This is a genomic window from Halomonas sp., assembly GCF_031581305.1.
Lineage (GTDB): Bacteria > Pseudomonadota > Gammaproteobacteria > Pseudomonadales > Halomonadaceae > Halomonas.
In genome coordinates, this window is record NZ_JAVLBC010000007.1 from 1 (window position 1) to 26,033 (window position 26,033).

A 26,033-nucleotide genomic window follows, 5' to 3' on the forward strand; every position below is an offset into this window, starting at 1 on the left:
TCGACATTTCACCTGACCTGCCCGAACGCACCCTGGCAGAAGTCCAGCCCCCTAGAGACCTATTACGGGTACTTGTCGGGTCCCGTATGATTGACCACCCGCTTGGTAAATAACTCAGGACGTTTGGTCTGCCATTCCTTCATCACCGCAATCGGTGATTGATGGTGCAGCGCCTTCTGCGGGATATGGTGATTGTACAGCCAAGTGTAGCGTTTCAGCGTGCGCCTGACACGACGAGGCCGCCCCGTGGGGCGGCCTCCTGGTCGTGCCGGTCAGACACCGCTATCAGGCGTCGGGGATCTCCAGCGCCTGCTGTACGGCCGGCCAGCCCGGTTCTCCGTCGCGCGTGGTCACGCCTTCCAGGAAGGCCTGCACCTTGCCGGGGTTGGCGCGGATCCAGTCCAGCGCCACCGCCTCGGGCTCGCGCTCCTCGTAGCTGAAGCCGCGGATCATCGCGCTCTGATCATCGGCGGTAAAGCTGAGCTGGTCGAGCAGCCGGGTGGCGTTGGGGGCGGTCTCGGCGAAGTCGTTGGTCACCAGGGTACGCACGTCGCTGCGTCCACCGTCCGGCCCCCACATGTCCTGGGTATCGGTCAGGTACTGGATGTCATACTCGATGTTCATCCAGTGGGGCGTCCAGCCGGCAAAGACAATCCACTCCTCGCGATTGATGGCCGCGTCCACGGCACTGAGCATGCCCGGCGTGGAGGTCTCGGAGAGGTTCCAGTCGCCCAGACCATAGGTGTCGTTCTCCACGGCCTCGTTGAGCGTGTCACTCATGCCGGAGCCGACCTCGATGGAGTAGACGGTGCGACCGAGCTTTTCGGCGATCTCTTCGTCGGCCAGGTCCTCGGCGGAGGTCACGCCAGCCTCATGAACGTAGGTCGGCACGGCGAAGCCCAGTCGTGCGCCTTCGACATTGTTGCCGAGGTCGACGATGGCGCCCTTTTCCATCGTGGCATCGAACATCGCTTGCTGGGCGGGCAGCCAGGCGGCGAGGAAGACATCCAGCTCACCCTGGGTGAGGGCTTCGTAGGTGATGGTCGAGCCCAGCTCCTGCTGGCGGGTCTCATAGCCGAGGACATCCAGCAGTTGGCCGGCCAGGGCACTCTTGACGGTCACGCCGGGCCAGGCCGGCACGGAGAAACGCACCTGGGCGGGTTCTTCGGCGAGGGCAGCGGAGCTCCAGGCCAGCGGGGCAGCCAGCAGGGCGCCGGCCAGGGCAAAAGTGACGGGGCGGTTAATCGCTTTCATCGTGACTCCTTGGCAGATCATGCCATGAACAAACATGGCCGAGACCTTATCCCTCTGAGCCATAGAAGGCAAAGACCGCCCCGCCGGGACGACGCCGCGGACTCAGTCGCCCTTGCCCGCCATGCGGGAAGCCTGGATCACCTCGATCCAGTAGCCGTCAGCGTCCTTGACGAACACCACGTCCTTCATCTTGCCCTGGTCGCCGCGCTTGACGAAGGTCACGTCGTTGGCATCGAACCAGGCCTGGGCGGCCTCGAGATCCGGCACGCTGAAGCAGATATGGCCGAAACCCTGGGGTTCGGCGTTGCCGTCATGGTAGGCGAAGCCTTCCTTGTCCTGGGTGCCCCAGTTGTGGGTCAGCTCCAGCACGCCGCGCTGACTGAAGGTCCAGACGGTACGCTCCCCGACCTCCTCCGGGACGCGCTCGCCGGCTTCCGGCCGCGCCAGGAAGTAGAGCGAGAACTGCATCTCCTCGAAGTCGAGTCGCCGCAGCACCCGCATGCCGAAGACCCGGGTATAGAAGGCCAGAGCCTTCTCCGGGTCCTTGATTCGCAGCATGGTGTGATTGAGGCGAAAGCCCTCGCTATCGGCGGTGGGCGCCTGGACGCCGGGGTATTGCTCTCCCTGGAAATTCATGGGGACTCCTTCTCGCTGGGGGTGGACGTTCGATTTACCGTCGAGGTGAGGGCGACCGGCGCACTTTTCCATCCTGCCGACCGGATGGCGCCTGGTTCCACAAACCGCTACTTCCTTTATAAATCATATACAAAAATTCCACCCGCCATCAGGGCTCCGACGACAGACACCTCGAATACCCCTTGATGTGACACGCTTACCTTCTACAATTATTGTACGTAAAAAACATCACGAGGCAGCCCTATGTCCATCCCGGCCTATCAACTGGATGACCATGTCACCCTCAAGCAAATCGCCAATGCCATCGAGAATGGGCTCACGCCGATCGTCGAGGTCGAATCGATGGATGGCATCTACACGGTGCGCTTCCACCACGCCAACGACGTCTCGGAGCTGTCCGACAACCTGGGCAGGACACGTACCTTTCTCGGCACCGGCGAGATCCGCGACCTGCTCGGCGGCATCGGCCTGACCCACGGCGTACTGACCTGGGGCGACCAGTGCGGTGACGAGATGATCGGCGTGCCGGGGCATGCCCTCTCACCGGACGAGATGCTGGCCAGCGGCACGCGGATCGCCTTTCGCTGATGCATGCCAGGGATAGGCTGACGGCAGAACCGCCCGTGAGTGCCCCTGGGATGACCGCGACGCCTGGCGGTGCAGGATGAAGGCGTAGGCCGGGCCGCTATTCGCGCCTGAACCGGCGGGGCTGAGGCTTCTGCCGTTCTCTTAAGCGGGCGTTAAGTTGCCAGGACCAGAGTATCGGGGAAACGTCATGGAGACGCCCCGATGCGACACCCCGACACCCTGTCCTCCCCCGCGCTCTGCCGGCAACCGCCGGTGAGGCCGTCCCCGCCGCCGCTGGCCTGGCGCGAGGCCGACCACTGGCTCGAGCGACGCCGCTTGGAACAGCTCGTGCGTCGCCGATTCGCCGCCGAGCACGGCGCCCGCATCGGCCACTTCCTGCCACGCCTGTTCGGGCTCTGGCAGGCCGACAGCCCCCTGGCGGCGGTGGGCATGCGTGCCGCTGCCAGGGGGCCGCTGTTCCAGGAACATTACCTGGACGACAACGCCGAGACCTTCCTCTCCTGCCGCCTCGGCCAGTCGATCTCCCGCAACGAGATCGCCGAGATCGGTAACCTGGCGAGCCAGCGGTCTGGCCTGCAGCGTCCACTCCACCTCCACCTGGTGGACCAGCTGGCGGCGGAGGGCATCGCCTGGCTGTTGTTCACCGCCACACCCGAGGTCCATAACGGCATCCGCCGGCTGGGCCTCGACCTCCACCCGCTGATGCCCGCCGACCCGACCCGCCTGGGAGCCGGCCAGGTCGAGTGGGGATGCTACTACGACCGCCACCCCTGGGTGATGGCCGGCGACCTGCGCCGGGCCCACCGGGATCTCGTCGACCGCGGCCTGCTGCCCCTGGCACGCCCTGCGGAGGTGACCGATGCCCGGCTCGCTTGAGGCTTTCCTCGCGCGGCTGGCCCACCACGCCGCCGAGCACCCCGACCGACCGGCCCTGGACGATGGCCACCGTCGTCTCCGCTACGGCGAGCTGTCCGCCGCCCTGGATGACCGCTGTCGACGCCTCGCCCGGAGCGGCGCCCGCCGGGTAGCCCTGGCGCTGGACAACGGCCTGGAGTGGGCCCTGTGGGACCTGGCCCTGCTGCGGGACGCACGGGTCGCAGTACCGGTACCCGCCTTCTTCAGCGACGCCCAGCGTCGTCACCTGGTGGCGAGCGCCGGCCTGGACGCCTGGATCGGCCCCGGCGCCGAGGCGCTCGACTTCTCTGCCACACAGGACCCGGCCATCGCCACCCGGCGGGTGGCCTCGCCTCTGGCCCTGCATGACGGCACCACCCGCATCACCTTTACCTCCGGGAGCAGCGGCGCGCCCAAGGGCGTCTGCCTCGACGCCATCGCCCCGCTGATGGTGGCCGAGAGCCTCGCCGCGGTGGTCGAACCGCTCAGTATCGAACGCCACCTGGCGATGCTGCCGCTGGCGACCCTGCTCGAGAATATCGGTGGCCTCTACGTCCCGCTGTGGCTCGGCGCCACCGCCTGCCTACCCGCGGTCGCCGAACTGGGCTGGCAGGGCGGGAGCGGCTTCGACCCTCGCCGGGCCCTGGCAGCCATCGAGGCCTTCCGCCCGCACAGCCTGATCCTGGTGCCCCAGCTGCTCCAGGCGCTGGTGGCGGCGAGGCCCATGCCCCCGGAGAGCCTGCGCTTCGTCGCCGTGGGCGGCGCCCGGGTGGCGACGGCACTGCTCGCCAGGGCGCAAGCCGGCGGCTGGCCGGTATTCGAGGGCTACGGGCTCTCGGAATGCGCCTCGGTGGTCTGCCTCAATCGGCCCGGCGAGGCCGCCCGTGGCGTGGGCCGACCGCTGCCCCATGCCCGGGTCCGTCTGGCCGCCGACGGCGAGGTGCAGATCCGGGGGGCCACCATGCTCGGCTACCTGGGAGAGCCGGCCGCCGGCGACTGGCACCCCAGCGGCGACCTGGGCCACTGGCAGGGCGAGGCCCTGGCGCTCGACGGCCGCCGCCGGGAGGTCTTCATCACCGCCTATGGCCGCAACGTTGACCCGCAGTGGGTGGAGAGCGAGCTCTGCGCCCGGCCGGCCATCGCCCAGGCGCTGGTCGTCGGCGAGGCCCTGCCCGGGAACCGGGCGCTGATCGTACCCGCCGCCCCCGACGTCGATGATGCCCGGCTGGCGGCGGCGATCGCCACGGCCAATGCCGGCCTTCCCGACTATGCCCGCGTGCAGGAGTGGCGACGCTGCGCGCCCTTCACGCCGGACAACCACCAGCTGACGGCCAACGGCCGCCTGCGCCGCGATGCCATCCATGGCCGCTACCGCGACTGGCTCTTCGCCAGCCGGCCCCATCCCCCGCAAGGAGTGACCCCCATGACACCGTATCAGCAACTCCAGGAGGCCACCCGCGCCGAGCGCGACTGGCTGCTGGCCACGCCGCTGCTGACCCGCGCCCTGACCGGCGAGGTGAGCCGCACCGAATACCTGGCCTTCCTCGGCCAGGCCTACCACCACGTACGCTTCACGGTCCCGCTGATGATGGCCTGCGGCGCCCGCCTGCCGGACCGGCTGGGCTGGCTGCGCGACGCCCTGGTGGAGTATATCGAGGAGGAGCATGGCCACGAGCAGTGGATCCTCGATGATATCCGCGCTGCCGGCGGCGACGCCGAGGTGGCCGCCACCCGCGCAGCGGATCCCGCCACCCGGCTGATGGTGGCGGCAGTGCGCGACGAGATCACCCACGGCAACCCAGTGGGCTTCTTCGGCATGGTGCAGGTACTCGAGGGTACCAGCACGGCGCTGGCCACCCAGGCCGCCGAGCGCCTGCAGGCGAGCCTCGGCCTGCCCGATGATGCCGTCCGCTACCTGTCCTCCCACGGCTGCCTGGACATCGGCCACCTGGCCTTCTTCGAGGGACTGGTGAACCGTCTGGAGGCCGACGACCTGGCGGCGGTAATCGACACCGCGCGGATGGTCTATCGCCTCTATGGTGCCATGTTCCGCGGCGTCGAGGTCCGCTGTGCCGGTGGCAGCGCCACCCGGGAGCTTTCCGATGCGCTGGCCTAGGGGATGGTCCCGCGCCCCCTCCCTGCCCGAGGGGGGCTGGCCCGCCCAGCGGGTACTCATCACCGGCGCCAGCGGCGGCATCGGCCAGGCCCTGGTGGACGAGTTCGCCGCCGCGGGGGCACAGTTGCTGGTCACGGGGCGCCGCGGCGAGGCCCTCGACGCCCTCGTCGCGCGCCATTCGGGCCAGGTGACGGCCATGACCGCCGACCTGACTCGCCCGGAGGACCGGGCAGCGCTGATCGGGGCCGCTGCCACGGCAGGCTGCAACATGCTGGTCAACGCCGCCGGGATGAACCGAGTGGGCCTGTTCGAGTCCTGCAGCGACGAGGAGATCGACCGCCTGGTCACCCTCAACCTCACCGCCACCCTGCAACTGACCCGGGCACTCATGCCGATGTTGCTGGCGGCGCGACATGGCTGGGTGGTCAATCTGGGCTCGACCTTCGGCACCATCGGCTATCCCGGACAGGTCGGTTACTGCGCCACCAAGTTCGCCCTGCGCGGCTTCAGCCAGGCCCTGCGCCGGGAACTCGCCGATACCCGTGTTCGGGTGCTGCATGTCTCCCCCCGGGCCACCCGCACTGCCATGAATGCCCCCGAGGTGGAGGCGATGAACCAGGCGCTCGGCAACGCCATGGACGCCCCTGCGCGGGTGGCCTCGGCGGTGTGCCGCGCCATCGAACATGGCCGCGAGGAGACCCAGCTGGGCGGGCCCGAGCGGCTATTCACCGGGCTCAACAGCCTGCTGCCGAGCCTGGTCGACCAGGCCCTGGCGCGCCAGCTGCCGGTCATCCGCCGCTTCGTCGCCAGGCCAGGCGAAACAGGACCCCGCGATACGCCCTGACGTTCCCCGACACGAGGCATCCCGCCATGACACGACACGACAACAAGCTACTGACCATGCGGCGGCGCCTGTCCGCGGCCCTGCTGGCCACCACCCTGGCCTGGCTGCCGGCGACGGGACTGCTGGCCATGGAGGCCGAGATCGCCGAGCCACTCGCCCGGCTGCAGCAGCGCTGGGCCGAGATCCGCTACGAGCTGCCCGATAAGGAGCAGGCGAACGCCTATGCCGCCCTGGCCACCGAGGCCGACCGACTGGTCAAAACCCACCCCGATGCGGCCGAACTGCACGTCTGGGCCGGCATCGTGCGCTCCACCCAGGCCGGTGCCAGCGGGGGCCTGGGTGCCCTGAAGCTGGTCAAGCAGGCCCGCGACGAACTCGAGACCGCCCTGGCGCTCGACCCCTTGGCGCTGGATGGTTCGGCCTATACCAGCCTCGGCGCCCTCTACTACCAGGTGCCCAGCTGGCCGCTGGCCTTCGGCGACGACGACAAGGCGGAGTGGCACCTGCAGCGGGCGCTCTCTATCAACCCCGACGGACTCGACAGCCTCTACTTCTGGGGCGACTATCTGCACGAGCAGGGCCGCGATGCCGAGGCGCGCCGGGCCCTGGAGAAGGCGCTGCGGGCTCCGTCACGCCCCGGCCGCGAACTCGCCGATGCCGGGCGCCGCGAGGAAGTGCGCCGCCTGCTGGCCCAACTGAAGGAGTGACTCAGCCCCCATGCGCATCCTGCTGGTAGAGGACGACCCCAGCCTGGCGGCGGGTATCCGCCTGGCCCTCAAGCCGGAACACTATACGGTGGATATACTGGCCGATGGCCGGCAGGCCCTGGCCGCCCTCAAGGGCAACGAGCCCTTCGATGCGGTGATTCTCGACCTCGGCCTTCCCGGACTCGACGGCATGCGAATCCTGGAGGCGATACGCCGTGGCGGCAACCGCGTGCCGGTACTGGTGCTGACCGCTCGGGACGGGATCGATGACCGCATCGCCGGCCTGGATGCCGGTGCCGACGACTACCTGGTCAAGCCTTTCCAGGTCGCGGAACTCAAGGCTCGCCTGCGGGCCTTGCTGCGCCGCAGCCAGGGGCAGACCAACAGCGTGCTGGAGGCCCGCGGCATCCGCCTGGACCCCGCCACTCATAGCGTCAGCTACCGCGGTGAGCCGGTGTCGCTCTCGCGGCGCGAGTTCACCCTGCTCCAGGAGTTCCTCGCCCATCCGGGCAGGGTGTTCACCCGCGACACCCTGACCCGTCTTGTCTATGGCTGGGACGAGGAGGTGGAGAGCAATGCCATCGAGGTGCATGTGCACCACCTGCGGCGCAAGTTCTTCCCCGAGCTGATCCGCACCTTGCGCGGCATCGGCTACGTGCTGGACAACCCTGTGTCGGACAGGACGGGCTGATGTCGATCCGTCGACGTACGCTCGGCCTGGTGCTGCTGGTCTTCGGCGTCAGCATGCTGGCAATCGGCCTGGTCAGCTATCGCTACGCCGCCCACGAGATCGAGGAGCTCTACGACGCCAACCTGGCGCAGAATGCCCGCCTGCTGGAGGGGCTGATCCAGGCGCCACTGCCGGACGGCCAGCGCGCGGCCCTGCTGGCCAGCCTGGAAAATGCCCTGATGCGTGCCGAGCAGTCGGACAAGCACATCGCCGGCCACCGCTACGAGAGCAAGCTGGCCTTCCAGCTATGGGAGGAGGGGCAGCTGGTGCTGCGCTCGGCCAGCGCCCCACCGGAGCCGTTGACCACTCTCAAAGAGGGCTACGAAGACACGCGCCTGGCCGGCCATGGCTGGCGGGTCTATGCCTTGAGCAACCCGGAATGGCCGCTGCGCGTGGTGGTGGGAGAACGCGAGGAGGTGCGCGGCGAGCTGACCCGTGCCGTGGCCCTGCGCACGCTGTTGCCGGACTTGATCGGCCTGCCACTGCTAGCGCTGCTGCTATGGTGGGCGATCGGCTGGGGGCTTCGACCGCTGTCGCGAATGGCCGAGCAGATTCGCCGACGTGATCCCCACACCCTGCAGCCCTTGATCCTCCACCCGCTGCCGCGGGAGCTGGAGACCATCACCGGCGCCCTGAACCGCCTGCTCGAGCGCATCCGCTCCCTGCGGGTGCGCGAGAAGCGCTTCATCGCCGATGCTGCCCACGAGCTGCGCACCCCCATGGCGGTGCTCGACCTGCACGCCCAGAACGCCCTGGCGGCCGAGGACCCGGCGGATCGCCGTGAGGCGCTGGAAAAGCTCCGCGACGCCGTGGCCCGGAGCACTCGCCTGGTCACCCAGCTGCTCGCCCTGGCTCGCCTGGACCCGGAGGAGGCGTCGCCGCTGGCCGGCAAGCCCGCCGACCTGCTGGTCGAGGTGCGCGAGGCACTGGCCAAGCTCTCGCCACTGGCCGCCGAACGCGGCATCGAGCTTCAGCTCGATGCCGACGAAACCGCCGACTGGGAGCTCTCGGTCGAGGCCGGCGCCATCGGCACCCTGATCCAGAACCTGGCGGGCAATGCCCTGCAGCACTCACCCAAGGGTGGCATCGTCACGGTCGGGCTGGCCGCCAGGGATGACGACCTATCCCTGGTGATCGACGACCAGGGCCCCGGCATCCCGCCCGAGCAACGCCCCCAGGTCCTCGAGCGCTTCCACCGGGCCGGGCCGGGCGCCGGTGCCGGCCTGGGGCTCTCCATCGTCGACCGGCTGCTGCAGCGCCACGCGGGCAGCCTGCGTCTCGACGAGGCGCCGGGCGGCGGTCTCAGGGTGACGGTCGTGCTGCCGCGTACGCACCACGTGACGTGACCACCTCCCCGCCATAAGCCAGCGTTAAGCTTGCCGAACCAATATGGCATCTCCGCTTCTCGATACGGCGATGCCATGTCCGACATGACACCCCAGGCGACGATCCGCTCCGGCGCAGTGCCGAGGTTTCCCGTTTCCCTCCCCTACCGCCTGGCCCTCGCCTGGTGCGGCTTTCTCGCCCTGATACTGGTGGTATACGGGTTGCAGCTGGACTTCCGGCTTGCCGATGCCGTCTACCAGTGGCAAGGCGGCGAGTGGGCCCTGCAGGATCACGTGCTGCTGCAGGAGTGGCTGCATCGTGGTGGCCGCACCCTCAGCCAGTGGATGGGAGCCGGGGTCATTCTTGCCCTGCTTGCCAGCCTGCCGCCAACCCCTCTGCGCCCCTGGCGACGGCCGCTGCTCTTCCTGTTTCTCGCCGTGGCGGGTTCGACGCTCGCGGTCTCGATCCTCAAGCAGCTCGTCAGCATGGAGTGCCCCTGGGGCCTGGCCCGCTATGGCGGCGACTGGCCCTTCGTCGGGCTGCTGGAATGGCGACCTGCCGAGATGCCGGACACCGCCTGCTTTCCCGCCGGCCACGCCAGTGCCGGCTATGCCTGGTTGGCACTGTACTTCTTTCTGGCCGCCACCCTGCCACGCCTGTGCTGGCTGGGGTTGGCCATCGGCCTGGGGCTGGGGCTGGCCTTCGGCATCACTCAACAGCTGCGGGGCGCCCACTTCCTGTCCCACGACCTCTGGACGCTGATGCTCTGCTGGACGATCAGCACGCTGCTGGCGAGCTGGCTGCTGCCGACAAGGCATCACCCACAACGCCGCCTGATCCTGCCGCACTACACTGACGAGACATCCCCCGATGCCTGATTCGATTGCCCTGGCCCGCCTGGGTCGAGCCATTCCTCGCTCGAAATTGCCGGCCCTGTCACCCCAGGCGCTCACCCTGCTGGCCTGCCTGGCCTTCACCCTCTTCTACAACCATCGCTTCTGGTCGGCGGTACTCGCTGCGGAGCCGCCCGTCACCCTCCCCGACTGGGGACGACTGGCCGGCTACGGTGTGGTCATGACCGCGCTGCACTTCGTGGTCTTCCTGCCATTGGTCAACCGCGTCAGCGTCAAGCCGCTGTTGTCCTTGCTGGTGCTGTTGGCGACATCAGTCAGCTATTTCACCGGCCACTACGGGGCCTACTTCGATACCCACATGATCGACAACGTGCTGCAGACCGACACCCGGGAGGCCGGCGAGCTGCTGACCCCGGGGCTGGCGCTCTACCTGCTGGTCTTCGCCGGGCTGCCGGCGCTGTTGATCTGGCGCTGGCCGCTGCGGCAGCGAAGCTGGCAGCGGGGGCTCGGCATGTCGCTGCTGTGGCTGGCCGGTGGTGTCGGCGTGCTGACGGTGTCGCTGCTGCTGTCCTTCCAGAGCCTGTCGTCGCTGATGCGCAACCACCACGAGCTGCGCTACCTGGTCACGCCGGGCAACGCCCTCGTCTCCACCGGCCAGGTGATGGCGGCCTCGGAGCCGCTGCCGGAGGTGCGCCTGCCGATCGGCGAGGATGCCCACCGCCAGGCCAGCGCCACCGGCACGCCGCGCCTGCTGGTGATGGTCGTCGGCGAGACCGTGCGCGCCGCCGACTGGGGGCTGTCCGGCTACCCGCGCCAGACCACGCCGCGCCTGGCGAGCCGCGACGTCATCAACTTCCGCGAGGTGACAAGCTGCGGCACCAATACCGCCGTCTCGCTGCCCTGCATGTTCGCGCCCATCGGCAAGGGCAACTACGACGAGCGCTACATCAAGAGCCACGAGTCGCTGCTGGACGTGCTCAAGCACGCGGGCTACCAGGTGGCCTGGATCGACAACCAGTCGGGCTGCAAGGGCGTCTGCGACGGGGTCGAGCACTACGCCCCGTCGCCGGAGGCCTATCCGGCGTTGTGCGACGGGCATGACTGCCGGGATGGCGTGCTGGTGGGGGAGCTCAAGCAGCGCCTGGCGTCGGTGACGGGGGATACGGTGATCGTGCTGCACACCCTCGGCAACCACGGCCCGAGCTACTTCCAGCGCTATCCCGAGGCCTTCCGGGCCTTCACGCCCACCTGCGAGGAGGCCGACCTGGCCCAGTGCTCGCGAGCGTCGATCGTCAACAGCTACGACAATGCGATCCTCTATACCAACAGCGTCCTGGATGACCTCATCGACGTGCTGGAGCAGCAAACGTCTTTGGCCACGGCGCTGCTGTATGTCTCCGACCATGGCGAATCCCTGGGCGAGAACGGCATCTACCTGCATGGCCTGCCCTACGCGATCGCTCCGGACGAGCAGACCCAGGTGCCGATGACCTGGTGGTCATCCCGCACATTCGACCAGGACGCTGGGCTCGAGCGCGACTGCCTGGCCCGCCGAGCCGGCCAGTCACTGAGTCATGACCACCTCTTCCACAGCCTGCTCGGCGTGCTGGGCGTCGAAAGCAGTATCCGTGACCCGCGCATGGACATCAGCCAAGGGTGTCGCTCGAACCTGAATGCCTCCATCGAGACGATGCCGACTCGTCGCTCAGTGGAGTCTTAAGGTTGTCGTAAGGAGCTCGTGAAACGGTGAGATAATCGGACAAGCCGACAAAAGACAACTCGTGTTCCCCCAACCGATCCATGGAGATGGTTCATGACGATCATGGCATTCTCGACCAGGCCTCTAGGCCCGTTGAATACTCAGCCTAGCGTTGCCATGCCGGAGACGATCCGGCTGTTACCCCGCAGTCCGGCCCGGGCGCTGATGACGGACTTCACCCTGATACAGCCACGGGTTATCCAGGCCGACACGCCGATAGACGAAGCACATCTGAAGATGCGCTATGGCGGGGTCCGGCTGCTATTGGTGGTGGATGAACGGCAACATTGCACTGGGGTCTTGACCGCAAAGGAAGTGATCGGCGGTCGGCGTATCACCCAGGCCATGCAGCAGCGCGGCATCACGCACGAGGAGGTGACGGTCAGCATGGTGCAGACTCCTTGCCACAAACTGCTCGCCATGTCGCTGGAACAGTTGGCATCCCTGACCATCGATGATCTTGTCAGGGCCTTGGAGAGCTTCGGCGAACAGCACCTGCTGATAACCGACAGGATAGAAATGCAACACCCGAGGATACGCGGCATCATCTCGGCGTCGGATATCGGACGTTCACTCGGCAGTGATCTGAGCGCATTGCCTGAGGCACGAAGCTTTGCTGATATCTGTCAGGTCGTGATGGGTCATGAGCTGTGACACGACGGGCATCACTCGATCCCGGTTTCGAAGACCTGTTGTGAAGATCCGGGATGACGATAATGCCACCAATACATGTCGGCAACGGGTAGATACCGCCGATTGCCCCCTCGGTCTTCTCATAGCCGCTTGGTTGTGAGTCAAGCTACCTTCTGAAACAGACTTGCGGTGCCGATGGCTGTGACCTGCGATCCTCTCGGCCAGACAGGACATCATTCCCGCCCCGGCGCCCCCCTGGAGGGCAGGTCGGAACGCGTCTCGTACTCCACACCGTGGTCGTGCAGGTAGTCGCGGATCAACTGCCGCACTACCTGGGACGGGGTCAGGTCCTGAGACGCACACAACTGCTCGAAGGCCCGCTTCTTGTGCGGGTCGATCAGCAGGGTCAGGCGCGCCGTCTTCTTCTCCATCGAGATTCTCCCGTCAACATTACCATTCAATGTTAATAGCCGCTGCCACCCGGGGCAACGGCAGGCCATGTTTGTCAGCCATGCTAACAGCATGTTAATGTTATTAACATATCAATCGAATCGCTCCCCGCCGGGAAGCTCCAACCTCGGTGCGGAGGTCCTGAGAGGAGTCCACGATGGCACGCCACCGACCGTCCCCACGACTTCCCGGCATCGCCACCGGCCTGCGCGCGGCCTGGCGAGACGGCTATGGCCTGAACGACCTGCGCCGCGACGTGCTGGCCGGGCTGACCATCGGCACCGTCGCGGTGCCGCTCTCCATGGCCCTGGCGATTGCGACCGGCGTCCCCCCTCAACACGGGCTCTACACGGCGATCGTCGCCGGTGCCATCATCGCCCTGACCGGTGGCTCCCGCTTCAATGTCTCGGGCCCGACGGCGGCCTTCGTCGTCATCCTCTTCCCCATCGTCCAGCAGTACGGCCTGGGCGGCCTGCTGATCGCCTCGATGATGGCGGGATTGATCCTGGTGGCGCTGGGCGTCGCCGGCATGGGGCGCCTCATCCAGTACGTGCCCTATCCGGTGGTACTGGGCTTCACGGCGGGGATCGCGGTGGTGATCGCAGTGCTGCAGGTGCCCGACTTCCTGGGGCTCGAGGTCGGACACCTGGGGGAGCACTTCGTCGAGAACCTGGGGCGGATCGTCACCTCGCTGCCAAGCCTGAGTCCGCTGGAGCTGGGGGTCGGGGCCTTCACCCTGGGCGTGATGCTGCTCTGGCCGCGCCTGCATGTGCCGATTCCGGCCCCCCTCATCGGGCTGGTAGTCGGGGCGCTGGCGGCCTATGCGATCAATCACGGCATCGGCGACCCGAGTACCGGGAACCTGGTGGAAACCATCGCCTCGCGCTTCACCTGGGAGGCACAGGGCGAGACAGGCAGCGGCATTCCCCCGATCGCGCCAAGTGTCGTGGCCCCCTGGCAGCTGCCCGGCGCGGATGGTGAACCCCTGGTGGTGGATTTCGCACTGTTTCGCGCCCTGCTCGGTCCCGCCTTCGCCATCGCCATGCTGGGGGCGATCGAGTCGCTGCTCTGCGCGGTGGTCTCCGACGGCCTGACCCGGACCCGACATGACCCCAACGCCGAACTGATCGGCCAGGGGCTAGGCAACATCGTCGCGCCGCTGTTCGGCGGCATCACCGCCACGGCCGCCATCGCCCGAACCGCCACCAACATCCGCAGTGGCGCCCGGTCACCGATCGCGGCGGTGGTGCATGCGCTGGTGGTGCTGCTGGCGGTGGTCGCGCTGGCGGGCCTGCTGGGGCTGGTGCCGATGGCGGCACTAGCGGCGCTGCTGTTCATCGTCGCCTGGAACATGAGCGAGGCCCGCCACTTCCTGCACACCCTGCGCTCGGCCCCGGCGGGGGACGTGGCCATCCTGGTGACCTGTTTCACCCTGACCGTGGTCTTCGACATGGTGCTGGCCGTGGCCGTGGGCATGGGGCTCGCCGCCGCCCTGTTCATCCGGCGCATGTCATTGCTGACCCAGACCGAGCATATCGATACGGAGACCCATGCCAGCATCGAGGCACTGCCCGACGAGGTCGCCCTCTACGATATCAACGGCCCGCTGTTCTTCGGCGCCGCCGAGAAAGCGCTCACCTCGCTGCACCTGGTGGACCCGAACGTGCGAATCGTCATCCTCGACATGCATGACGTGCCGAGCATGGATGGCACCGCCATCGTCGCCCTCAAGGCCGTGGTCGACGAGATGCACCGCCAGGGAGTCGCCCTGGTGCTGGTCGGCCTGCCGACACGAATCCTCGTCAAGCTGCGCCGTGCTGGAATCCGCCGGAGTGCCGGACGGCTGACCTGGTGCCGGGAGCTGGCCCATGCCCGGAAGGTGGCCCTGCGCTGGCTCGCCAGGACCGACTGAAGGTCGACAACGCCACCGACACGCCACTGTCATCGCGCCTTAAGCGATCCTTAAGACGCTTCCTCTAGCGTCTCGTGAATGGGCAGATCTCCCCGCCCATAGAACCAAAAGGAGGCAACAACATGGATACTATCACGCGCGATATTCCCGAGGCGGAACGCCTGGCGAGCGTTCGTCGAGCCGGCCTGCTGGTAACGGCCGGCTGGCTGCTGCTGGCCACCGGTGTGCTGCTCGCCGGCTGGGCACCGGTGGAGCTACCACTGGGGCTGGTCGGCCTGGGTGCCGCGGCGCTAGCCCTGCTGTGGCCGAGCCAGGCACTCCCGTCGAACATGTTCGACGCCCTGTACAGCCTGACCCTGGCCAGCCTGATCACCCTTTCCGGCTTCCATCTGCTAGCGTGAACTCGATCTTTACAGCCAGGGAGCAGGCAGGGATAGTAGAGCTTGACGACAGGGGCGCCGCGGCGACATCGCCACGGCTGAGACGCACCCTCGGAACCTGACCCGGATAATGCCGGCGTAGGGAGTCGTGCGGCCCTGGCTCTGCTGCCGAGCGGCACCTCCCGCGCCGGGGAGGCCCCATGCTTTTCATCGACCCCGCCATGCACCTTTCCCGGGTGCGCGAGACCAGCCCGCTGGTCCACAACATCACCAACCATGTGGCCATGAACAGCATGGCCAACGTGCTGCTGGCCATCGGCGCCTCGCCGGCCATGGTCCATGCCCGCGAAGAGGCCGCCGAGTTCACCGCGCTGGCCGGCGCCCTGACGATCAATATCGGTACCCTCTCACCCCACTGGGTCGACGCCATGGAGGCTTCCGCCCTGGCCGCCGGGGAGACGGGGCGCCCCTGGGTGCTGGACCCGGTGGCGGTGGGCGCCACGCGCTATCGCTGCGAGACCGGCGCACGACTGCTGGCGCTGTCGCCGGACGTGATCCGCGGCAACGCCTCGGAGATCATCGCCCTGGCGGGAGAGGCCGGTGGTGGGCGCGGCGTTGACAGCACCGACCCTGCCGAGGCGGCACTCGAAGCCGCCCGCCGGCTGGCCCGCCAGACAGATGGCGTGGTCGCGGTGACCGGCGAGGAGGACCTGGTCACCGACGGCCGACGGATCGCCCGCCTTCGGGGCGGCCACCCGTTGATGCCCCGCGTCACCACCCTGGGCTGCGCACTGACCGGGGTGGTGGCAGCCTTCCTGGCCGGCGCCGATGATCGCTTCGAGGCGACGGTGGCGGCGCTGGCCTGCTACGCCGTGGCCGGCGAACTAGCGGGTGAACTGGCCAATGGCCCGGGCAGCTTCGCGGTGGCCTTCCTCGATGCCCTCTTTCACCTGGATGGCGAAGCCCTGGCCGAACGGGCCCGACTGGAGGTTCACGATGCCCCTTGATCTCTCGCTCTACCTGATCACGGACCGAGGGCTCTGCGCGGGCCAAGGGCTGGTGGAGACCGTGATGGCGGCAGTGCGCGGCGGTGTGACAATAGTGCAGCTGCGCGACAAGTACGCCAGCGATGCCGAACTGATCGACCAGGCGCGCCAGCTCAAGGCGGCGCTGGCCGGCACGGGTGTGCCACTGATCATCAATGACCGGCTGGAGGTGGCCCTGGCCGCCGGCGCCGATGGCCTGCACATCGGCCAGGACGACGGCGACGTGGCCAAGGCCCGCGCGGCGCTGGGCCCGGAAACGATCCTCGGGCTCTCGGTACAGACCCATGCCCAGCTCGCCTGCCTCGACCCGGGGGCGCTGGACTACCTGGGGCTGGGCCCGGTGTTCGCCACTCCCAGCAAGCACGACCACGCCGCACCACTGGGCTTCGAGGGGCTGGCGAGCCTGGTGGCCGCCAGCCCACTGCCGGCCGTGGCTATCGGCGGCCTCAAAGCCGAGCATGTGGCCGCCACACGGGACGCCGGCGCCAGGGGTCTGGCGGTCATCTCGGCGATCTGCGGAACCCCCGACCCCGAGCTCGCCGCGCAGGCCTTCTCTGCCGGTTCATGTCATCGGAGCGCGGACGTTCAGTGAGGGGCCAGAGGCAGAGACGGGGGAGCACGGCGACAACGTGCGTGATCAGGAGCAACAGCGCTCGCGGTCGAGAGTGAAGCGGCGCATGATGTCCAGGGTCTCCTGGCTGACGTGATGCTCCATGCCCTCCGCATCGATTCTGGCGGTGCTGTCGCTGACGCCAAGCGCGCGCAGAAACTGCAGGACGATGGTATGTCGCTGGCGGGACATATCGGCCATGGTCTCGCCGCTCTCGGTCAGGAACAACGCGCGATAAGGGCGGCTCGACACCAGACCGAGCGCCTTGAGCCGGGCCACGGTCTTTGAAACCGTGGCCTGGCTGACGCCCATTCGTACGGCGACGTCGGCCGAGCGTGCCTCCCCCTGATGCTTGAGCAGATCGCCGATCAGTTCGACATAGTCTTCCAGGAGCTCGGTTTCATGGGCGTTGCGCACCGCAGCATACTGCCGTGCGTGCTGGTCGCTAGGTGGAAGCGCATCGGACTTGTTCAAGCTGTTGGGCATCAATCGATCGACGTGGCGGACTGTCGAGCCAATATAGCCAATGCCCCGTTCAACCGACAACATCGCCCCAATAGAAATTTCCTAATACCCTGCAAGTTAACCTTGGCTAAGATATTCACAGCGCGTTGATCCTTACGATCGCCGAGCGGGACTTTCCGATTCACTGCCACCCCAGAAGGAAACAATCTCGATGCTGCCATCCATGCGATCCCTGCCGCGTGTCGTCGGCCTGCTGCTGGCACTGTCATCCGTGGCACAAGCCGATAAGGCTCCGCTGAGCGTCGCGGTCACCTTCTCGGTGATCGGCGACCTCGCCCGGCAGGTCGCGGGTGACGATGCCCAGGTCGATGTGCTGACCCCGGCGGGGGCCGAAGTCCACGAGTGGGAGCTGGTACCGAGCAACTTCATCACCCTGGAAAATGCCGACCTCGTCTTCTACAACGGCTTCGGCCTGGAGCAGTGGCTCGGCCAGATCCGCGCCACCGTGGGCGATGGCGTACCGGTGGTCGCGCTGGCCGAGGAGAGCGGCTATGCCACCCAGCCCATCGTGACCGGTGATTACGCCGGCAAGGCCGACCCTCATCTGTGGATGGACCCTCGCGCCGCCGCCGAGTATGTGCGCGTCATCGCCGACGTACTCGCCGAGGCCCGTCCCGAGGCGGCGGAGGATTTCGCGGCGCGCGGTGACGCGCTGGGGCAATCACTGCATGAGCTGCATGCCGAACTGCTGGAGCGCATGGGCACGATTGCGGACGAAAAGCGCCTGCTGATCACTAGCGAGGCCGCCTTCACCTACTTCGCCGATGCCTTCGGCTTCGAGCACGACGGTATCTGGGGCACCAATTCCGAAGACGGTGACACCCCGCGCCAGCTGATGCGCATCATTGACCTCATCAAGGAACGCCGCCCTGCGGCCATCTTCTGGGAAAGCACCATTTCCGACAGGCATGTGCGCAGCGTGGCTGCCGAGACCGATGTAGCCATCGCCGGGCCGCTGTTCGTCGATTCACTCAGCGAACCGGACGGCGAGGCACCCGACTATGCCAACCTGCTGCGCCACAACGCCCGCCTGCTGACCGAGACGCTGGGAGAACCCGATGGAGAATCGCGCCACTGACACCACGCCGGCGCTCGAGGTCAGAGGGCTTTACGCTGCCTATGGCCAGGAGCCGGTGCTGGAGAATATCTCGCTGTCGCTGACCCAGGGCCAATGGACCGCCATCGTCGGGCCCAACGGTGGCGGCAAGTCGAGTTTGCTAAGCGTGGTGATCGGCAGCCTCGCCCCCCTGCGTGGCGAACTCAGGATTCTTGGCCGGCCTTCACTGGCCCAGCGTCAGGCCGGCAGCATTGCCTACATGGCCCAGCAGGAGCGCATGGAGTGGGACTTCCCCATCTCGGTCAGCGACACGGTGATGACCGGCCGTTTCGGGCTGATGCGCCATGACCCGCTGTGGCGGCGCCTGCTCCCCCAGCGCTGGGCCGCCCCCATCCACCGCCAGGCGGTCGAGGAAGCACTGGATGCCGTTGACATGACCGACATGGCCGCTCGGCCCATCGGCGAGCTGTCGGGCGGACAGAAGAAGCGCGTGATGCTCGCCCGCGCACTGGCTCAGCGGGCGCCCATTCTGCTCCTGGATGAGCCCCTGGCGGGCGTCGACCCGCCCAGTGAAGCCTTGATCATGGCCACCCTCGAGCGACAGCGCCGTGCCGGCCGCACCATCATCATGGTGACTCACGACCTGTCCGGCGCCCGGCGGTATGCCGACCAGGTGTTGCTGATCAACCGCACGATGTTCGGCATGGGCACGCCGGAGACGATGCTCAGCGACAGCATGCTGGCACGACTGGCCACCGGCTCCCCTCCTGCGCCTTCGGGAGGTTTCCATGCTGCCGCTTGAAGTGCTGGCCACGAGCCTGGTCGAGACCCTGACGGCAGCACTGATGATGGTAGTGGGCCTGCTGCCCGAGAATCTCTCCGCGCCCTTCGAGTACCGCTTCATGCAGCGCGCACTGCTGACCTCGGTGCTGGTGGGTGCCACCTGCGGGCTGCTCTCCTGCTTCGTGGTACTCAAGCGCTGGTCCCTGCTGGGCGATGCCATTTCCCATGCGGTGCTGCCGGGGGTGGCGATCGCCTACCTGCTGGGCTGGCCGTTCTTCGTCGGCGCCTTCGTGACCGGCGCGCTGACCTCGCTGGGGATTGGCGCCATCGAACGCCACACTCGGATCAAGTCGGATGCCGCCATGGGCCTGATGTTCACTGCCGCCTTTGCCCTGGGCATCGTGATCATCAGCAAGATCACCACCAGCACTCACCTCCTGCATATCCTTTTCGGCAACGTGCTCGGCGTACAGACATCGGCGCTGATGCTGACCCTACTGGCCAGCCTCGTCGCCGTGCTGACGATCTGGCTGGCCTACCGACCGCTGCTGCTCTACACCTTCGACCCCCAGCAGGCCCAGGCAATGGGGTTCAACGTCAGCGCCATCCACTACGGTCTGATCATGCTGCTGACCCTCACCATCGTGGCCAGCCTGGAAACCGTTGGCATCATCCTGGTCGTGGCGATGCTGGTCACCCCGGGCGCCACCGCGCACCTGCTGACCGACCGCTTCGGTACCATGCTGGCGCTCTCGGTGGGCGTCGGGGTGCTGTCCGCGGTGGCCGGACTGGTGCTGTCGGTCAGGCTGGACGTGGCCTCGGGCGGTGCCATCGTGCTGGTAGCCTCGGGGCTCTTTCTGCTGGCCCTGCTGGCAGCACCGCGTCACGGGCTGATCGCCCGCCGCTGGCGGCGCTGGCGCTTCAACCGCCCGGTGTCATGAGGTCGGGCACCTCTTCAGGGTGGTGAGTCGCTCGTGGTAGGTGATCGCCAGGCTACTGCCGATGATCAGCACACTGCCGATGAACACCCAGAAGTCCGGCATCTCGTCCCAGAACCACCAGCCCAGCAGCGTCGTGGCGTCGTGGCGTCGTGGCGTCGTGGCGTCGTGGCGTCGTGGCGTCGTGGCGTCCGGCACATTCTCGTTAGCCAGACCGATAACCATCAAGTCACGCATGGCTATCGTAGATGGCATCTTCAAGCGCCTCATTCGAGAGCGCGTCTAGTAGGCTGTACCATTTCACCAGAGCACTCACCTGTGCCAGGGCTCGTTCGGATGACCTCCTTATCGGTCTGGCACTCAGGCCTGCCCAACGAGATCCTATTCTTCGGGTGACGCGGTCAGAAGATGACATGCTGGCTAGCCTCTACCCCGCAGCCGGCGGACAGGCCGTGACGGCAGGTTCTATGCGGGATCTCCCTAATTTATTTGCACCAAGGAAATAAAAAATCCAGACGAAATGCACCAGAAAGGAGCAATGACGGTACTTGCGATCGGCTCAAACCTCAGTTTGTGATCCGGTGATTGCTCGATCAACATCCATGGGATACGCTCAGATTAAGGAAAGAAAACAACATTCAGGGATTAGCAATATCTCCAGCATGCGCCAATTGGTCATGCTAACCGTGGCCAAATGTCCTTCCCAACAAAGCCAGGAACAACAAAATGAGCGACTTTTACTTCCCTAGAAAAATACCATATATCACCACGCTGCTATGCGCTTCCGCCATAATGCTGCCAGGCGTCTCCGAGGCCCAGGAAGCCGAAACTATCAATATTGGCCTTAACGTTTCATGGCCAGGCTTTTCCTTTCTCGAGGTAGCTCGTCAGACAGGGATCGCTGACGATTATGAACTCAATCTCACTATCTACGAGGATCCTCTCGGTGGCCATGCGGCACTTGCTGCGGGTCAGATCGACATCTATCTCAGTACCGCCGAATACACTCCTTTCGCTATCGAGCGTGGGACGGATACGGTGCTGGTGTCACACCTCAACATATCCTACGGCGTAGACAAGGTAATGATCGCCGATGACATGAAGGCAGAGGAACTGAAAGGACAGAAAGTCGGTGCCCCGCAAGCCTACATTGGTGAAATATTAATGGGCATGTGGCTCGATAGAGAAGGCCTTAGCCCGGATGATGTTGAGTGGGTTAACCTGAATGCCGACGAAGCCGTGGGGCCTGTCATGTCGGGTGACCTAGCGGCAGCTTACATGTATGAACCCTGGGTCACCCGCGTTCTGGACAATCTCGAAACCGCCGAAATTGCAGCGACTACCGCTGAGCCTTACTACCTAGATACCGGCATCTTCATGGATGCGATGTACATGAACAAGACATTCATCAGCAAGCAGCGACAGGCGGCCATGGATATGATCCGCGCACGCTTCGACGCCTTGCAATACTGGCATGACAATACCGAAGAAGTGAATCAGCTTTTTTCTGATTATCTACAATGGTCGGTCGCCGATATCGAGTCAGTGGTAGGGACCAACGGCAAGTACCTAGAAGATGGACTCTACATGCTTGATTTCGACGAAACAGCTCGAATCTGCGGGGCTCTTGACGGAGAGCCACCGCATGGAATTGAGCATGGTTCCATCGTAAAGAGTGTCGAAAGAACCAACGAGTGGTGGGTAAAGCTAGGCCTGATGGACGAGGTGCACGATGCGAAAAAGGGCGTCGACTGCAGCCTGATCGCTGATCTGGTCGACGATGGCTATCGCCAGTCCATGTCCGCGCGCTGATGCCAGACGGGAAGTGCCGGCTCGGCCGGTGCTTCCTGTTGCATGAATCAGCTCAGCCTTCTGCCCTTAGCACCTTACAGATGGAGAATAGGAATGGCGGGTGAATCCAGACAACGTGCCCACCGATCACGCTGGTTAGAGTTCCTGACACCCATTCCACGGGGGTGGCGTCTTGTGTTGGGCGCCCTGGTATGGATTGTGTTTTTCGGACTATGGGAAACGGCGGTGTCACGCGGGTGGGTCAATGCGTTGCTGGTACCTTCGCCAGTAGACGTGATCGCCACCCTCTATGAGCTGTTCGCTGAGCGCGGCTTCCTCGGGGACGTAGGTATCAGTATTGCGCGCATCGTAGGAAGCTTTCTGGTGGCCTGCATCATCGCGATCCCTCTCGGCATCTTGATGGGCTCGTTCAAAACAGTTGAAGCGTTGTTCAACCCGTTCGTGTCGGCATGGCGCTACCTCCCGGCCCCCGCTTTCATCCCCATCCTGCTGATGTGGTTCGGCACTGGCGAGCTGCCCAAGCTATCGCTGTTGTTCCTGGGGGTCATCTTCTTTCTGATCACCTTGATCATGGATCATACAAGCCAGGTGCGCGCAGAGCTTATCGAAACCGCCATGACGCTTGGTGGTAAGCGGTGGCAGATTCTATGGACGGTCGTGGTACCGGCAGTAATGCCCAGCATTCTGACATCCATGAGACAAATGTTGGCGATCGCATGGACCTACCTGGTGATTGCCGAGATCATCGCTTCAACAACCGGCATAGGCGCGATGATGATGCGGGCACGACGCTTCTTGAATACCGATGAAATCATGGCCGGAATTCTTATTATCGGCGTGCTCGGCTTGGCATTTGACCTCCTTTTCCGGTGGCTGCAGCGCGTGCTCTTTCCCTATCTCGGCCAGGAGGGCAACTAATGACCCGGCCAATTGATCATGAGTTGTCGCCGACACTCGATCACTCTCTCGACGTCGCTGAGGCTCCCAAGCTTCGGTTGAAGGATGTAAGCAAGTCGTTTCATGTCCCGCGCGGAGAGCCAATTGAAGCGATAACCAATGTCAATTTCGAAACCCATGAAAACGAGGTCTGTGTGCTACTGGGCCCTTCCGGCTGTGGAAAGTCCACAGTGCTGCGCATGGTGGCGGGGCTGGAGCAACCAACCGCGGGGGAATTGACGCTCGATGGTGAACCAATTCTCGGCCCGGACCAAGAGAGGGGAATGGTCTTCCAGGCCTATACCTCCTTTGACTGGCTGACCGTCCAACAAAACGTCGAATATGGCATGCGGCTGAACCATGTTCCCAAGAAAGAGCGGCGCGAACGGGCAGAGCATTTCATCGAGCTGGTGGGACTGAGTCGTTTCGCCGGGGCTTATCCGCGACATCTATCCGGGGGCATGAAACAGCGCGTGGCTATCGCCCGCACGCTTGCCAACGCCCCGGCGATCCTGTTGATGGATGAGCCATTCGGAGCGCTAGACGCTCAGACACGCTGGCAGATGCAAGAACTGATGATGGACATTGTCGAGGCCGCCAATACTACGGTGCTGATGGTGACGCATGACATCGAAGAAGCCATCTTCCTGGCCGACCGGATCGAGTTCATGTCCAGGCACCCGGGCAGGGTTCATGAGGAAATCATCCCCTCGTTCAAGCAGGGAAAACGCATCGGCCAGAAAGAAGAGCTGATAGGTCTGGCCGGATATGGCGACATGGAACGCCATATCCTACACCTGATGCGTGAACAGGGTGGAGACGAGACTTCACCATGACATCGCCTGCCCGCAATAGACATGATGACGAGAGAGACCCAATGAAGCAAACGACGTTGTTGATGTCAGAAATGACGTGGCCCGAATTCAGCGCACGTCTCCAGGACGAGCCGGTGGTGTTTCTGCCAACCGGTATGCTGGAGCAACATGGTCCACACCTCCCCATGGGCGTGGACCATCTGTTGCCAACGGCCATTGCCGCGATGGTGGCGCAAGAGGTCGGCGGCATTGTCACTCCACCGATCAATTATGGCTACAAGTCGATGCCGCGTACCGGGGGGGGGCCTTCCTTTCCTGGCAGCACGGGGCTCGATGGGGCCACACTGATTGCCGTGGTACGCGATGTGATTCGTGAACTAGCGCGTCATGGCGTACGCCGCATCTGTGTCATCGACGGTCATTTCGAGAACCTTTGGTTCCTCAACGAAGGGATCGATCTGGCAATGCGCGAGGTCGGTGACACCGGCCTTCGGGTCATGTGTCTGCAGCACTGGGAACTCCTGAGCCGAGATACCCTAGATGTCGTCTTCCCGGATGGCTTTCCGGGCATCGAACTGGAACATGCAGCAGTGCTCGAGACATCGCTGATGATGCATTTTTATCCCGAGCTGGTACGTACTGACAGAATTCCCGACAACGCCCCCATGGAGGCGCCGCCCTATGACGTCTGGCCGGCACGCTCGGAATGGGTCCCGGCATCGGGCGCTCTCACCTCTGCCGCACAGGCCTCGCCGGAGAAAGGCGCCGCCATGGCGGAGCAGTATCGCCGCGACATGGCGGCTGCCGTGCGGCGCGAGCTCCTCTCGTGACGTGGGCTCCTGTGAGAGGTGCAGACATGCCACCTGACATGACGGTTTCAGGAGGGGACGATGGCGATTTCCTTTGATTATAGCGGCCAGACGATCCTCGTCACCGGCGCCAGCCGCGGCATCGGGTTTGCCGTGGCGAAGGCTTTCGCCGCTGCCAATGCTCGAGTCTGTGTGCTGGCCGATGATGCCGGGGTCGTGCAAGCGGCACGGAACATCGCGGCGGAAACCGGGAGTGACGTCTGGGCGCAGCGTTGCGATATCACGGATACCCATGCCGTCAGAGGTGCCTTGGAGAACGTGGGTCGGCTCGATGTACTGGTCAACAATGCCGGGGTGGAACTGCCAACGCCGGTGGAAGATGGACATAGCGACATCGACGATGCGTTCGAGCGCATCATTGACGTGAATGTCATGGGCACCTGGAGGGTAACGCGGGCCGCGCTACCCAAGATGCAGGAAGGCGGGCGGATTCTCATCACTTCATCAATCTGGGGTCGCACCGCAGTTCCCGGTTTTGCTGCCTATACAGCCTCCAAGCATGCGCTAATCGGTCTCTCGCGGACCCTGTCTCGAGAGCTGGGGCCACGTTCGATCCGCGTCAACGCTATCTGCCCGGGATGGGTGCGCACCGAAGCATCACTGCGTTCACTTGCGGTGATGGCCAAGGAACAAGGGGTCAGTGTGGACACATTGGCCGATTCACTTGCAGCTGATCAGTCGCTGGCGGGGCTAATGGAGCCTGACGACGTGGCAGGCCTTTACCTCTACCTCGCATCGGAGGCCGCCGCCAATGTGACAGGGCAGGCGATCCCGATCGACCGCGGGGAGGTGATGGCATGAACAAGACACTCACAGGGGTACGCGTACTGGTGACCGGCGGGTCACGGGGGATCGGACGTGCCACCGCCGTGTCGCTGGCATCCGCAGGGGCGAAAGTGGCCTTTGGCCATCATGGCGATGATGCCGCGGCCGCCGCGACACTGGCCACCGTACAGAAGCATGATGCCTCGGCATTCTCGATCGAAGCGGATGTCTCGGTGGAAACCGAGGCAGTCGATATGGTCCACCGTTCGATCGAGGGTCTCGGGGGACTGGATGTAGTCGTCAACAACGCGGGCATTCTGAATGAAGCTGGCTTGCTGGATACAACCGTCGATGCGTTCGATACCGTCATTGCAGTGAACCTGCGCGGCACTTTCTTGGTGGGACGTGAGGCGATCCGACACATGGTACAACAAGGTGGTGGGCGTGTGATCAATATCGCCTCCGACCTGGGGTATCTGGGCCGTGAGCGCAATACCGCGTACTGCGCCTCCAAGGCAGGTATCGGCGCCATGACGCGAACCTGGGCCCTAGAATTCGCGCCAAGGATTCTGGTCAATGCCGTTGCTCCCGGGCCCGTGGACACCAACATGCTCGGGGCTGAGGTAATGAGCGAGGCGCAGCGGCAAAAAGAAAGCGACATTCCGCTGGGACGCATTGGCCATCCCGAAGAAATTGCCAATATGGTCACGTTCTTGGCGGGGCCGCAAGCCAGCTTTATCACGGGCCAGACCTATGGGGTCAACGGCGGTAGCGTCATGACATGACGCCACAAT

General features: G+C 65.1%; 28 protein-coding genes, 1 pseudogene and 1 riboswitch. Of the genes and pseudogenes, 23 read left to right on the forward strand and 6 right to left on the reverse strand.

Going from position 1 to position 26,033, the window contains the following annotated elements; translation table 11 throughout:
- Window positions 1–62: 62 nt before the first annotated feature.
- The 3 genes and pseudogenes from RI841_RS01325 to gloA form a co-directional block, all read right to left on the reverse strand.
- Window positions 63–230 (reverse strand): annotated as a pseudogene (locus RI841_RS01325) (IS481 family transposase); the annotation flags it as partial.
- Window positions 231–285: 55 nt separating this feature from the next.
- Entirely contained in the window at window positions 286–1,254 is a 969-nt protein-coding gene (locus RI841_RS01330) for an ABC transporter substrate-binding protein (RefSeq protein WP_310703737.1), read from the reverse strand.
- Between the two features lie 102 nt (window positions 1,255–1,356).
- Window positions 1,357–1,890, reverse strand: coding sequence for a lactoylglutathione lyase (gene gloA / locus RI841_RS01335; protein WP_310703738.1), 534 nt, complete (start codon window positions 1,888–1,890; stop codon window positions 1,357–1,359).
- Window positions 1,891–2,133: 243 nt separating this feature from the next.
- Between gloA and RI841_RS01340 the strand changes: the two genes are divergently transcribed.
- The 10 genes from RI841_RS01340 to RI841_RS01385 all read left to right on the forward strand — a co-directional run bounded on the left by RI841_RS01340 (window position 2,134) and on the right by RI841_RS01385 (window position 12,362).
- Window positions 2,134–2,478, forward strand: coding sequence for a hypothetical protein (locus RI841_RS01340; protein WP_310703739.1), 345 nt, complete (start codon window positions 2,134–2,136; stop codon window positions 2,476–2,478).
- Between the two features lie 201 nt (window positions 2,479–2,679).
- Window positions 2,680–3,354, forward strand: coding sequence for a thermostable hemolysin (locus tag RI841_RS01345; protein ID WP_310703740.1), 675 nt, complete (start codon window positions 2,680–2,682; stop codon window positions 3,352–3,354).
- Entirely contained in the window at window positions 3,338–5,488 is a 2,151-nt protein-coding gene (locus RI841_RS01350; RefSeq protein ID WP_310703741.1) for an AMP-binding protein, read from the forward strand. The genes RI841_RS01345 and RI841_RS01350 overlap by 17 nt, the downstream gene beginning before the upstream one ends.
- Window positions 5,475–6,332 carry an SDR family oxidoreductase gene (locus RI841_RS01355; RefSeq protein ID WP_310703742.1) on the forward strand — a complete coding sequence of 286 codons (858 nt, stop codon included), beginning with the start codon at window positions 5,475–5,477 and terminating at the stop codon, window positions 6,330–6,332. Before RI841_RS01350 ends, RI841_RS01355 begins: the two co-directional genes overlap by 14 nt.
- A 26-nt stretch (window positions 6,333–6,358) precedes the next feature.
- Window positions 6,359–7,039, forward strand: a complete 681-nt coding sequence (locus RI841_RS01360) for a hypothetical protein (protein ID WP_310703743.1) — start codon at window positions 6,359–6,361, stop codon at window positions 7,037–7,039.
- Between the two features lie 10 nt (window positions 7,040–7,049).
- Complete coding sequence (locus RI841_RS01365) at window positions 7,050–7,730, forward strand: response regulator transcription factor (RefSeq protein WP_310703744.1); 681 nt, start codon at window positions 7,050–7,052, stop codon at window positions 7,728–7,730.
- Window positions 7,727–9,115 carry an ATP-binding protein gene (locus tag RI841_RS01370; RefSeq protein WP_310703774.1) on the forward strand — a complete coding sequence of 463 codons (1,389 nt, stop codon included), beginning with the start codon at window positions 7,727–7,729 and terminating at the stop codon, window positions 9,113–9,115. Before RI841_RS01365 ends, RI841_RS01370 begins: the two co-directional genes overlap by 4 nt.
- Window positions 9,116–9,190: 75 nt before the next feature.
- A complete protein-coding gene (locus RI841_RS01375) occupies window positions 9,191–9,973 on the forward strand; it encodes a phosphatase PAP2 family protein (RefSeq protein ID WP_310703745.1) in 783 nt (260 codons plus the stop codon).
- On the forward strand, window positions 9,966–11,669 hold the full coding sequence (locus RI841_RS01380; protein WP_310703746.1) for a phosphoethanolamine--lipid A transferase: 1,704 nt from the start codon (window positions 9,966–9,968) through the stop codon (window positions 11,667–11,669). Before RI841_RS01375 ends, RI841_RS01380 begins: the two co-directional genes overlap by 8 nt.
- 93 nt (window positions 11,670–11,762) lie before the next feature.
- Window positions 11,763–12,362, forward strand: coding sequence for a CBS domain-containing protein (locus RI841_RS01385; protein ID WP_310703747.1), 600 nt, complete (start codon window positions 11,763–11,765; stop codon window positions 12,360–12,362).
- Between the two features lie 212 nt (window positions 12,363–12,574).
- On the opposite strand, the gene RI841_RS01390 is transcribed toward RI841_RS01385, so the two are convergent.
- Window positions 12,575–12,772, reverse strand: a complete 198-nt coding sequence (locus RI841_RS01390; protein WP_310703748.1) for a CopG family transcriptional regulator — start codon at window positions 12,770–12,772, stop codon at window positions 12,575–12,577.
- A 176-nt stretch (window positions 12,773–12,948) separates the two neighbouring features.
- Between RI841_RS01390 and dauA the strand changes: the two genes are divergently transcribed.
- From dauA to thiE, 4 genes are all read left to right on the forward strand, one after another.
- Complete coding sequence (gene dauA / locus RI841_RS01395) at window positions 12,949–14,703, forward strand: C4-dicarboxylic acid transporter DauA (protein ID WP_310703749.1); 1,755 nt, start codon at window positions 12,949–12,951, stop codon at window positions 14,701–14,703.
- Window positions 14,704–14,825: 122 nt separating this feature from the next.
- Window positions 14,826–15,104, forward strand: coding sequence for a hypothetical protein (locus RI841_RS01400; protein WP_310703750.1), 279 nt, complete (start codon window positions 14,826–14,828; stop codon window positions 15,102–15,104).
- A gap of 40 nt (window positions 15,105–15,144) precedes the next feature.
- A riboswitch (TPP riboswitch) is annotated at window positions 15,145–15,245 on the forward strand.
- 38 nt (window positions 15,246–15,283) lie between these two features.
- Complete coding sequence (thiM, locus tag RI841_RS01405) at window positions 15,284–16,090, forward strand: hydroxyethylthiazole kinase (protein WP_310703751.1); 807 nt, start codon at window positions 15,284–15,286, stop codon at window positions 16,088–16,090.
- Entirely contained in the window at window positions 16,080–16,721 is a 642-nt protein-coding gene (gene thiE / locus RI841_RS01410; protein WP_310703752.1) for a thiamine phosphate synthase, read from the forward strand. The genes thiM and thiE overlap by 11 nt, the downstream gene beginning before the upstream one ends.
- A gap of 45 nt (window positions 16,722–16,766) precedes the next feature.
- On the opposite strand, the gene mntR is transcribed toward thiE, so the two are convergent.
- Window positions 16,767–17,225: a manganese-binding transcriptional regulator MntR gene (mntR, locus tag RI841_RS01415; protein ID WP_310703753.1), complete on the reverse strand. Its 459-nt coding sequence runs from the start codon at window positions 17,223–17,225 to the stop codon at window positions 16,767–16,769.
- Window positions 17,226–17,415: 190 nt separating this feature from the next.
- On the opposite strand from mntR, the gene RI841_RS01420 reads away from it, so the two are divergent.
- The 3 genes from RI841_RS01420 to RI841_RS01430 are packed head-to-tail and all read left to right on the forward strand — an operon-like array spanning window position 17,416 to window position 20,045.
- Complete coding sequence (locus RI841_RS01420) at window positions 17,416–18,342, forward strand: metal ABC transporter solute-binding protein, Zn/Mn family (RefSeq protein WP_310703754.1); 927 nt, start codon at window positions 17,416–17,418, stop codon at window positions 18,340–18,342.
- Window positions 18,323–19,123, forward strand: coding sequence for a metal ABC transporter ATP-binding protein (locus RI841_RS01425; RefSeq protein ID WP_310703755.1), 801 nt, complete (start codon window positions 18,323–18,325; stop codon window positions 19,121–19,123). Before RI841_RS01420 ends, RI841_RS01425 begins: the two co-directional genes overlap by 20 nt.
- Window positions 19,110–20,045, forward strand: a complete 936-nt coding sequence (locus RI841_RS01430; protein WP_310703756.1) for a metal ABC transporter permease — start codon at window positions 19,110–19,112, stop codon at window positions 20,043–20,045. The genes RI841_RS01425 and RI841_RS01430 overlap by 14 nt, the downstream gene beginning before the upstream one ends.
- Here the strand turns inward: RI841_RS01430 and RI841_RS16465 are convergent.
- Window positions 20,040–20,297 carry a hypothetical protein gene (locus RI841_RS16465; RefSeq protein ID WP_405000894.1) on the reverse strand — a complete coding sequence of 86 codons (258 nt, stop codon included), beginning with the start codon at window positions 20,295–20,297 and terminating at the stop codon, window positions 20,040–20,042. The genes RI841_RS01430 and RI841_RS16465 overlap by 6 nt on opposite strands.
- A 471-nt stretch (window positions 20,298–20,768) precedes the next feature.
- On the opposite strand from RI841_RS16465, the gene RI841_RS01440 reads away from it, so the two are divergent.
- The 6 genes from RI841_RS01440 (at window position 20,769) to RI841_RS01465 (ending at window position 26,024) form a co-directional block, all read left to right on the forward strand.
- Window positions 20,769–21,854 carry an ABC transporter substrate-binding protein gene (locus tag RI841_RS01440; protein WP_310703757.1) on the forward strand — a complete coding sequence of 362 codons (1,086 nt, stop codon included), beginning with the start codon at window positions 20,769–20,771 and terminating at the stop codon, window positions 21,852–21,854.
- 93 nt (window positions 21,855–21,947) lie between these two features.
- Window positions 21,948–22,772, forward strand: coding sequence for an ABC transporter permease (locus RI841_RS01445; RefSeq protein ID WP_310703758.1), 825 nt, complete (start codon window positions 21,948–21,950; stop codon window positions 22,770–22,772).
- The gene (locus tag RI841_RS01450; RefSeq protein ID WP_310703759.1) at window positions 22,772–23,626 is read left to right on the forward strand and encodes an ABC transporter ATP-binding protein; all 855 of its coding nucleotides are present in this window, start codon (window positions 22,772–22,774) and stop codon (window positions 23,624–23,626) included. Before RI841_RS01445 ends, RI841_RS01450 begins: the two co-directional genes overlap by 1 nt.
- Before the next feature lie 41 nt (window positions 23,627–23,667).
- Window positions 23,668–24,435, forward strand: a complete 768-nt coding sequence (locus RI841_RS01455; protein ID WP_310703760.1) for a creatininase — start codon at window positions 23,668–23,670, stop codon at window positions 24,433–24,435.
- Window positions 24,436–24,495: 60 nt separating this feature from the next.
- The gene (locus RI841_RS01460) at window positions 24,496–25,275 is read left to right on the forward strand and encodes an SDR family NAD(P)-dependent oxidoreductase (protein WP_310703761.1); all 780 of its coding nucleotides are present in this window, start codon (window positions 24,496–24,498) and stop codon (window positions 25,273–25,275) included.
- The gene (locus tag RI841_RS01465; RefSeq protein ID WP_310703762.1) at window positions 25,272–26,024 is read left to right on the forward strand and encodes an SDR family oxidoreductase; all 753 of its coding nucleotides are present in this window, start codon (window positions 25,272–25,274) and stop codon (window positions 26,022–26,024) included. Before RI841_RS01460 ends, RI841_RS01465 begins: the two co-directional genes overlap by 4 nt.
- The last annotated feature ends 9 nt before the right edge of the window (window positions 26,025–26,033 follow it).

Bases quoted from the DNA above. Each gene is read 5' to 3' on its own strand.
- RI841_RS01330 (WP_310703737.1), bottom strand. From the start codon at position 1,254: ATGAAAGCGATTAACCGCCCCGTCACTTTTGCCCTGGCCGGCGCCCTG.
- gloA (WP_310703738.1), bottom strand. From the start codon at position 1,890: ATGAATTTCCAGGGAGAGCAATACCCCGGCGTCCAGGCGCCCACCGCC.
- RI841_RS01340 (WP_310703739.1), top strand. From the start codon at position 2,134: ATGTCCATCCCGGCCTATCAACTGGATGACCATGTCACCCTCAAGCAA.
- RI841_RS01345 (WP_310703740.1), top strand. From the start codon at position 2,680: ATGCGACACCCCGACACCCTGTCCTCCCCCGCGCTCTGCCGGCAACCG.
- RI841_RS01350 (WP_310703741.1), top strand. From the start codon at position 3,338: ATGCCCGGCTCGCTTGAGGCTTTCCTCGCGCGGCTGGCCCACCACGCC.
- RI841_RS01355 (WP_310703742.1), top strand. From the start codon at position 5,475: ATGCGCTGGCCTAGGGGATGGTCCCGCGCCCCCTCCCTGCCCGAGGGG.
- RI841_RS01360 (WP_310703743.1), top strand. From the start codon at position 6,359: ATGACACGACACGACAACAAGCTACTGACCATGCGGCGGCGCCTGTCC.
- RI841_RS01365 (WP_310703744.1), top strand. From the start codon at position 7,050: ATGCGCATCCTGCTGGTAGAGGACGACCCCAGCCTGGCGGCGGGTATC.
- RI841_RS01375 (WP_310703745.1), top strand. From the start codon at position 9,191: ATGTCCGACATGACACCCCAGGCGACGATCCGCTCCGGCGCAGTGCCG.
- RI841_RS01380 (WP_310703746.1), top strand. From the start codon at position 9,966: ATGCCTGATTCGATTGCCCTGGCCCGCCTGGGTCGAGCCATTCCTCGC.
- RI841_RS01385 (WP_310703747.1), top strand. From the start codon at position 11,763: ATGACGATCATGGCATTCTCGACCAGGCCTCTAGGCCCGTTGAATACT.
- RI841_RS01390 (WP_310703748.1), bottom strand. From the start codon at position 12,772: ATGGAGAAGAAGACGGCGCGCCTGACCCTGCTGATCGACCCGCACAAG.
- dauA (WP_310703749.1), top strand. From the start codon at position 12,949: ATGGCACGCCACCGACCGTCCCCACGACTTCCCGGCATCGCCACCGGC.
- RI841_RS01400 (WP_310703750.1), top strand. From the start codon at position 14,826: ATGGATACTATCACGCGCGATATTCCCGAGGCGGAACGCCTGGCGAGC.
- thiM (WP_310703751.1), top strand. From the start codon at position 15,284: ATGCTTTTCATCGACCCCGCCATGCACCTTTCCCGGGTGCGCGAGACC.
- thiE (WP_310703752.1), top strand. From the start codon at position 16,080: ATGCCCCTTGATCTCTCGCTCTACCTGATCACGGACCGAGGGCTCTGC.
- mntR (WP_310703753.1), bottom strand. From the start codon at position 17,225: ATGCCCAACAGCTTGAACAAGTCCGATGCGCTTCCACCTAGCGACCAG.
- RI841_RS01420 (WP_310703754.1), top strand. From the start codon at position 17,416: ATGCTGCCATCCATGCGATCCCTGCCGCGTGTCGTCGGCCTGCTGCTG.
- RI841_RS01425 (WP_310703755.1), top strand. From the start codon at position 18,323: ATGGAGAATCGCGCCACTGACACCACGCCGGCGCTCGAGGTCAGAGGG.
- RI841_RS01430 (WP_310703756.1), top strand. From the start codon at position 19,110: ATGCTGCCGCTTGAAGTGCTGGCCACGAGCCTGGTCGAGACCCTGACG.
- RI841_RS16465 (WP_405000894.1), bottom strand. From the start codon at position 20,297: ATGCCATCTACGATAGCCATGCGTGACTTGATGGTTATCGGTCTGGCT.
- RI841_RS01440 (WP_310703757.1), top strand. From the start codon at position 20,769: ATGAGCGACTTTTACTTCCCTAGAAAAATACCATATATCACCACGCTG.
- RI841_RS01445 (WP_310703758.1), top strand. From the start codon at position 21,948: ATGGCGGGTGAATCCAGACAACGTGCCCACCGATCACGCTGGTTAGAG.
- RI841_RS01450 (WP_310703759.1), top strand. From the start codon at position 22,772: ATGACCCGGCCAATTGATCATGAGTTGTCGCCGACACTCGATCACTCT.
- RI841_RS01455 (WP_310703760.1), top strand. From the start codon at position 23,668: ATGAAGCAAACGACGTTGTTGATGTCAGAAATGACGTGGCCCGAATTC.
- RI841_RS01460 (WP_310703761.1), top strand. From the start codon at position 24,496: ATGGCGATTTCCTTTGATTATAGCGGCCAGACGATCCTCGTCACCGGC.
- RI841_RS01465 (WP_310703762.1), top strand. From the start codon at position 25,272: ATGAACAAGACACTCACAGGGGTACGCGTACTGGTGACCGGCGGGTCA.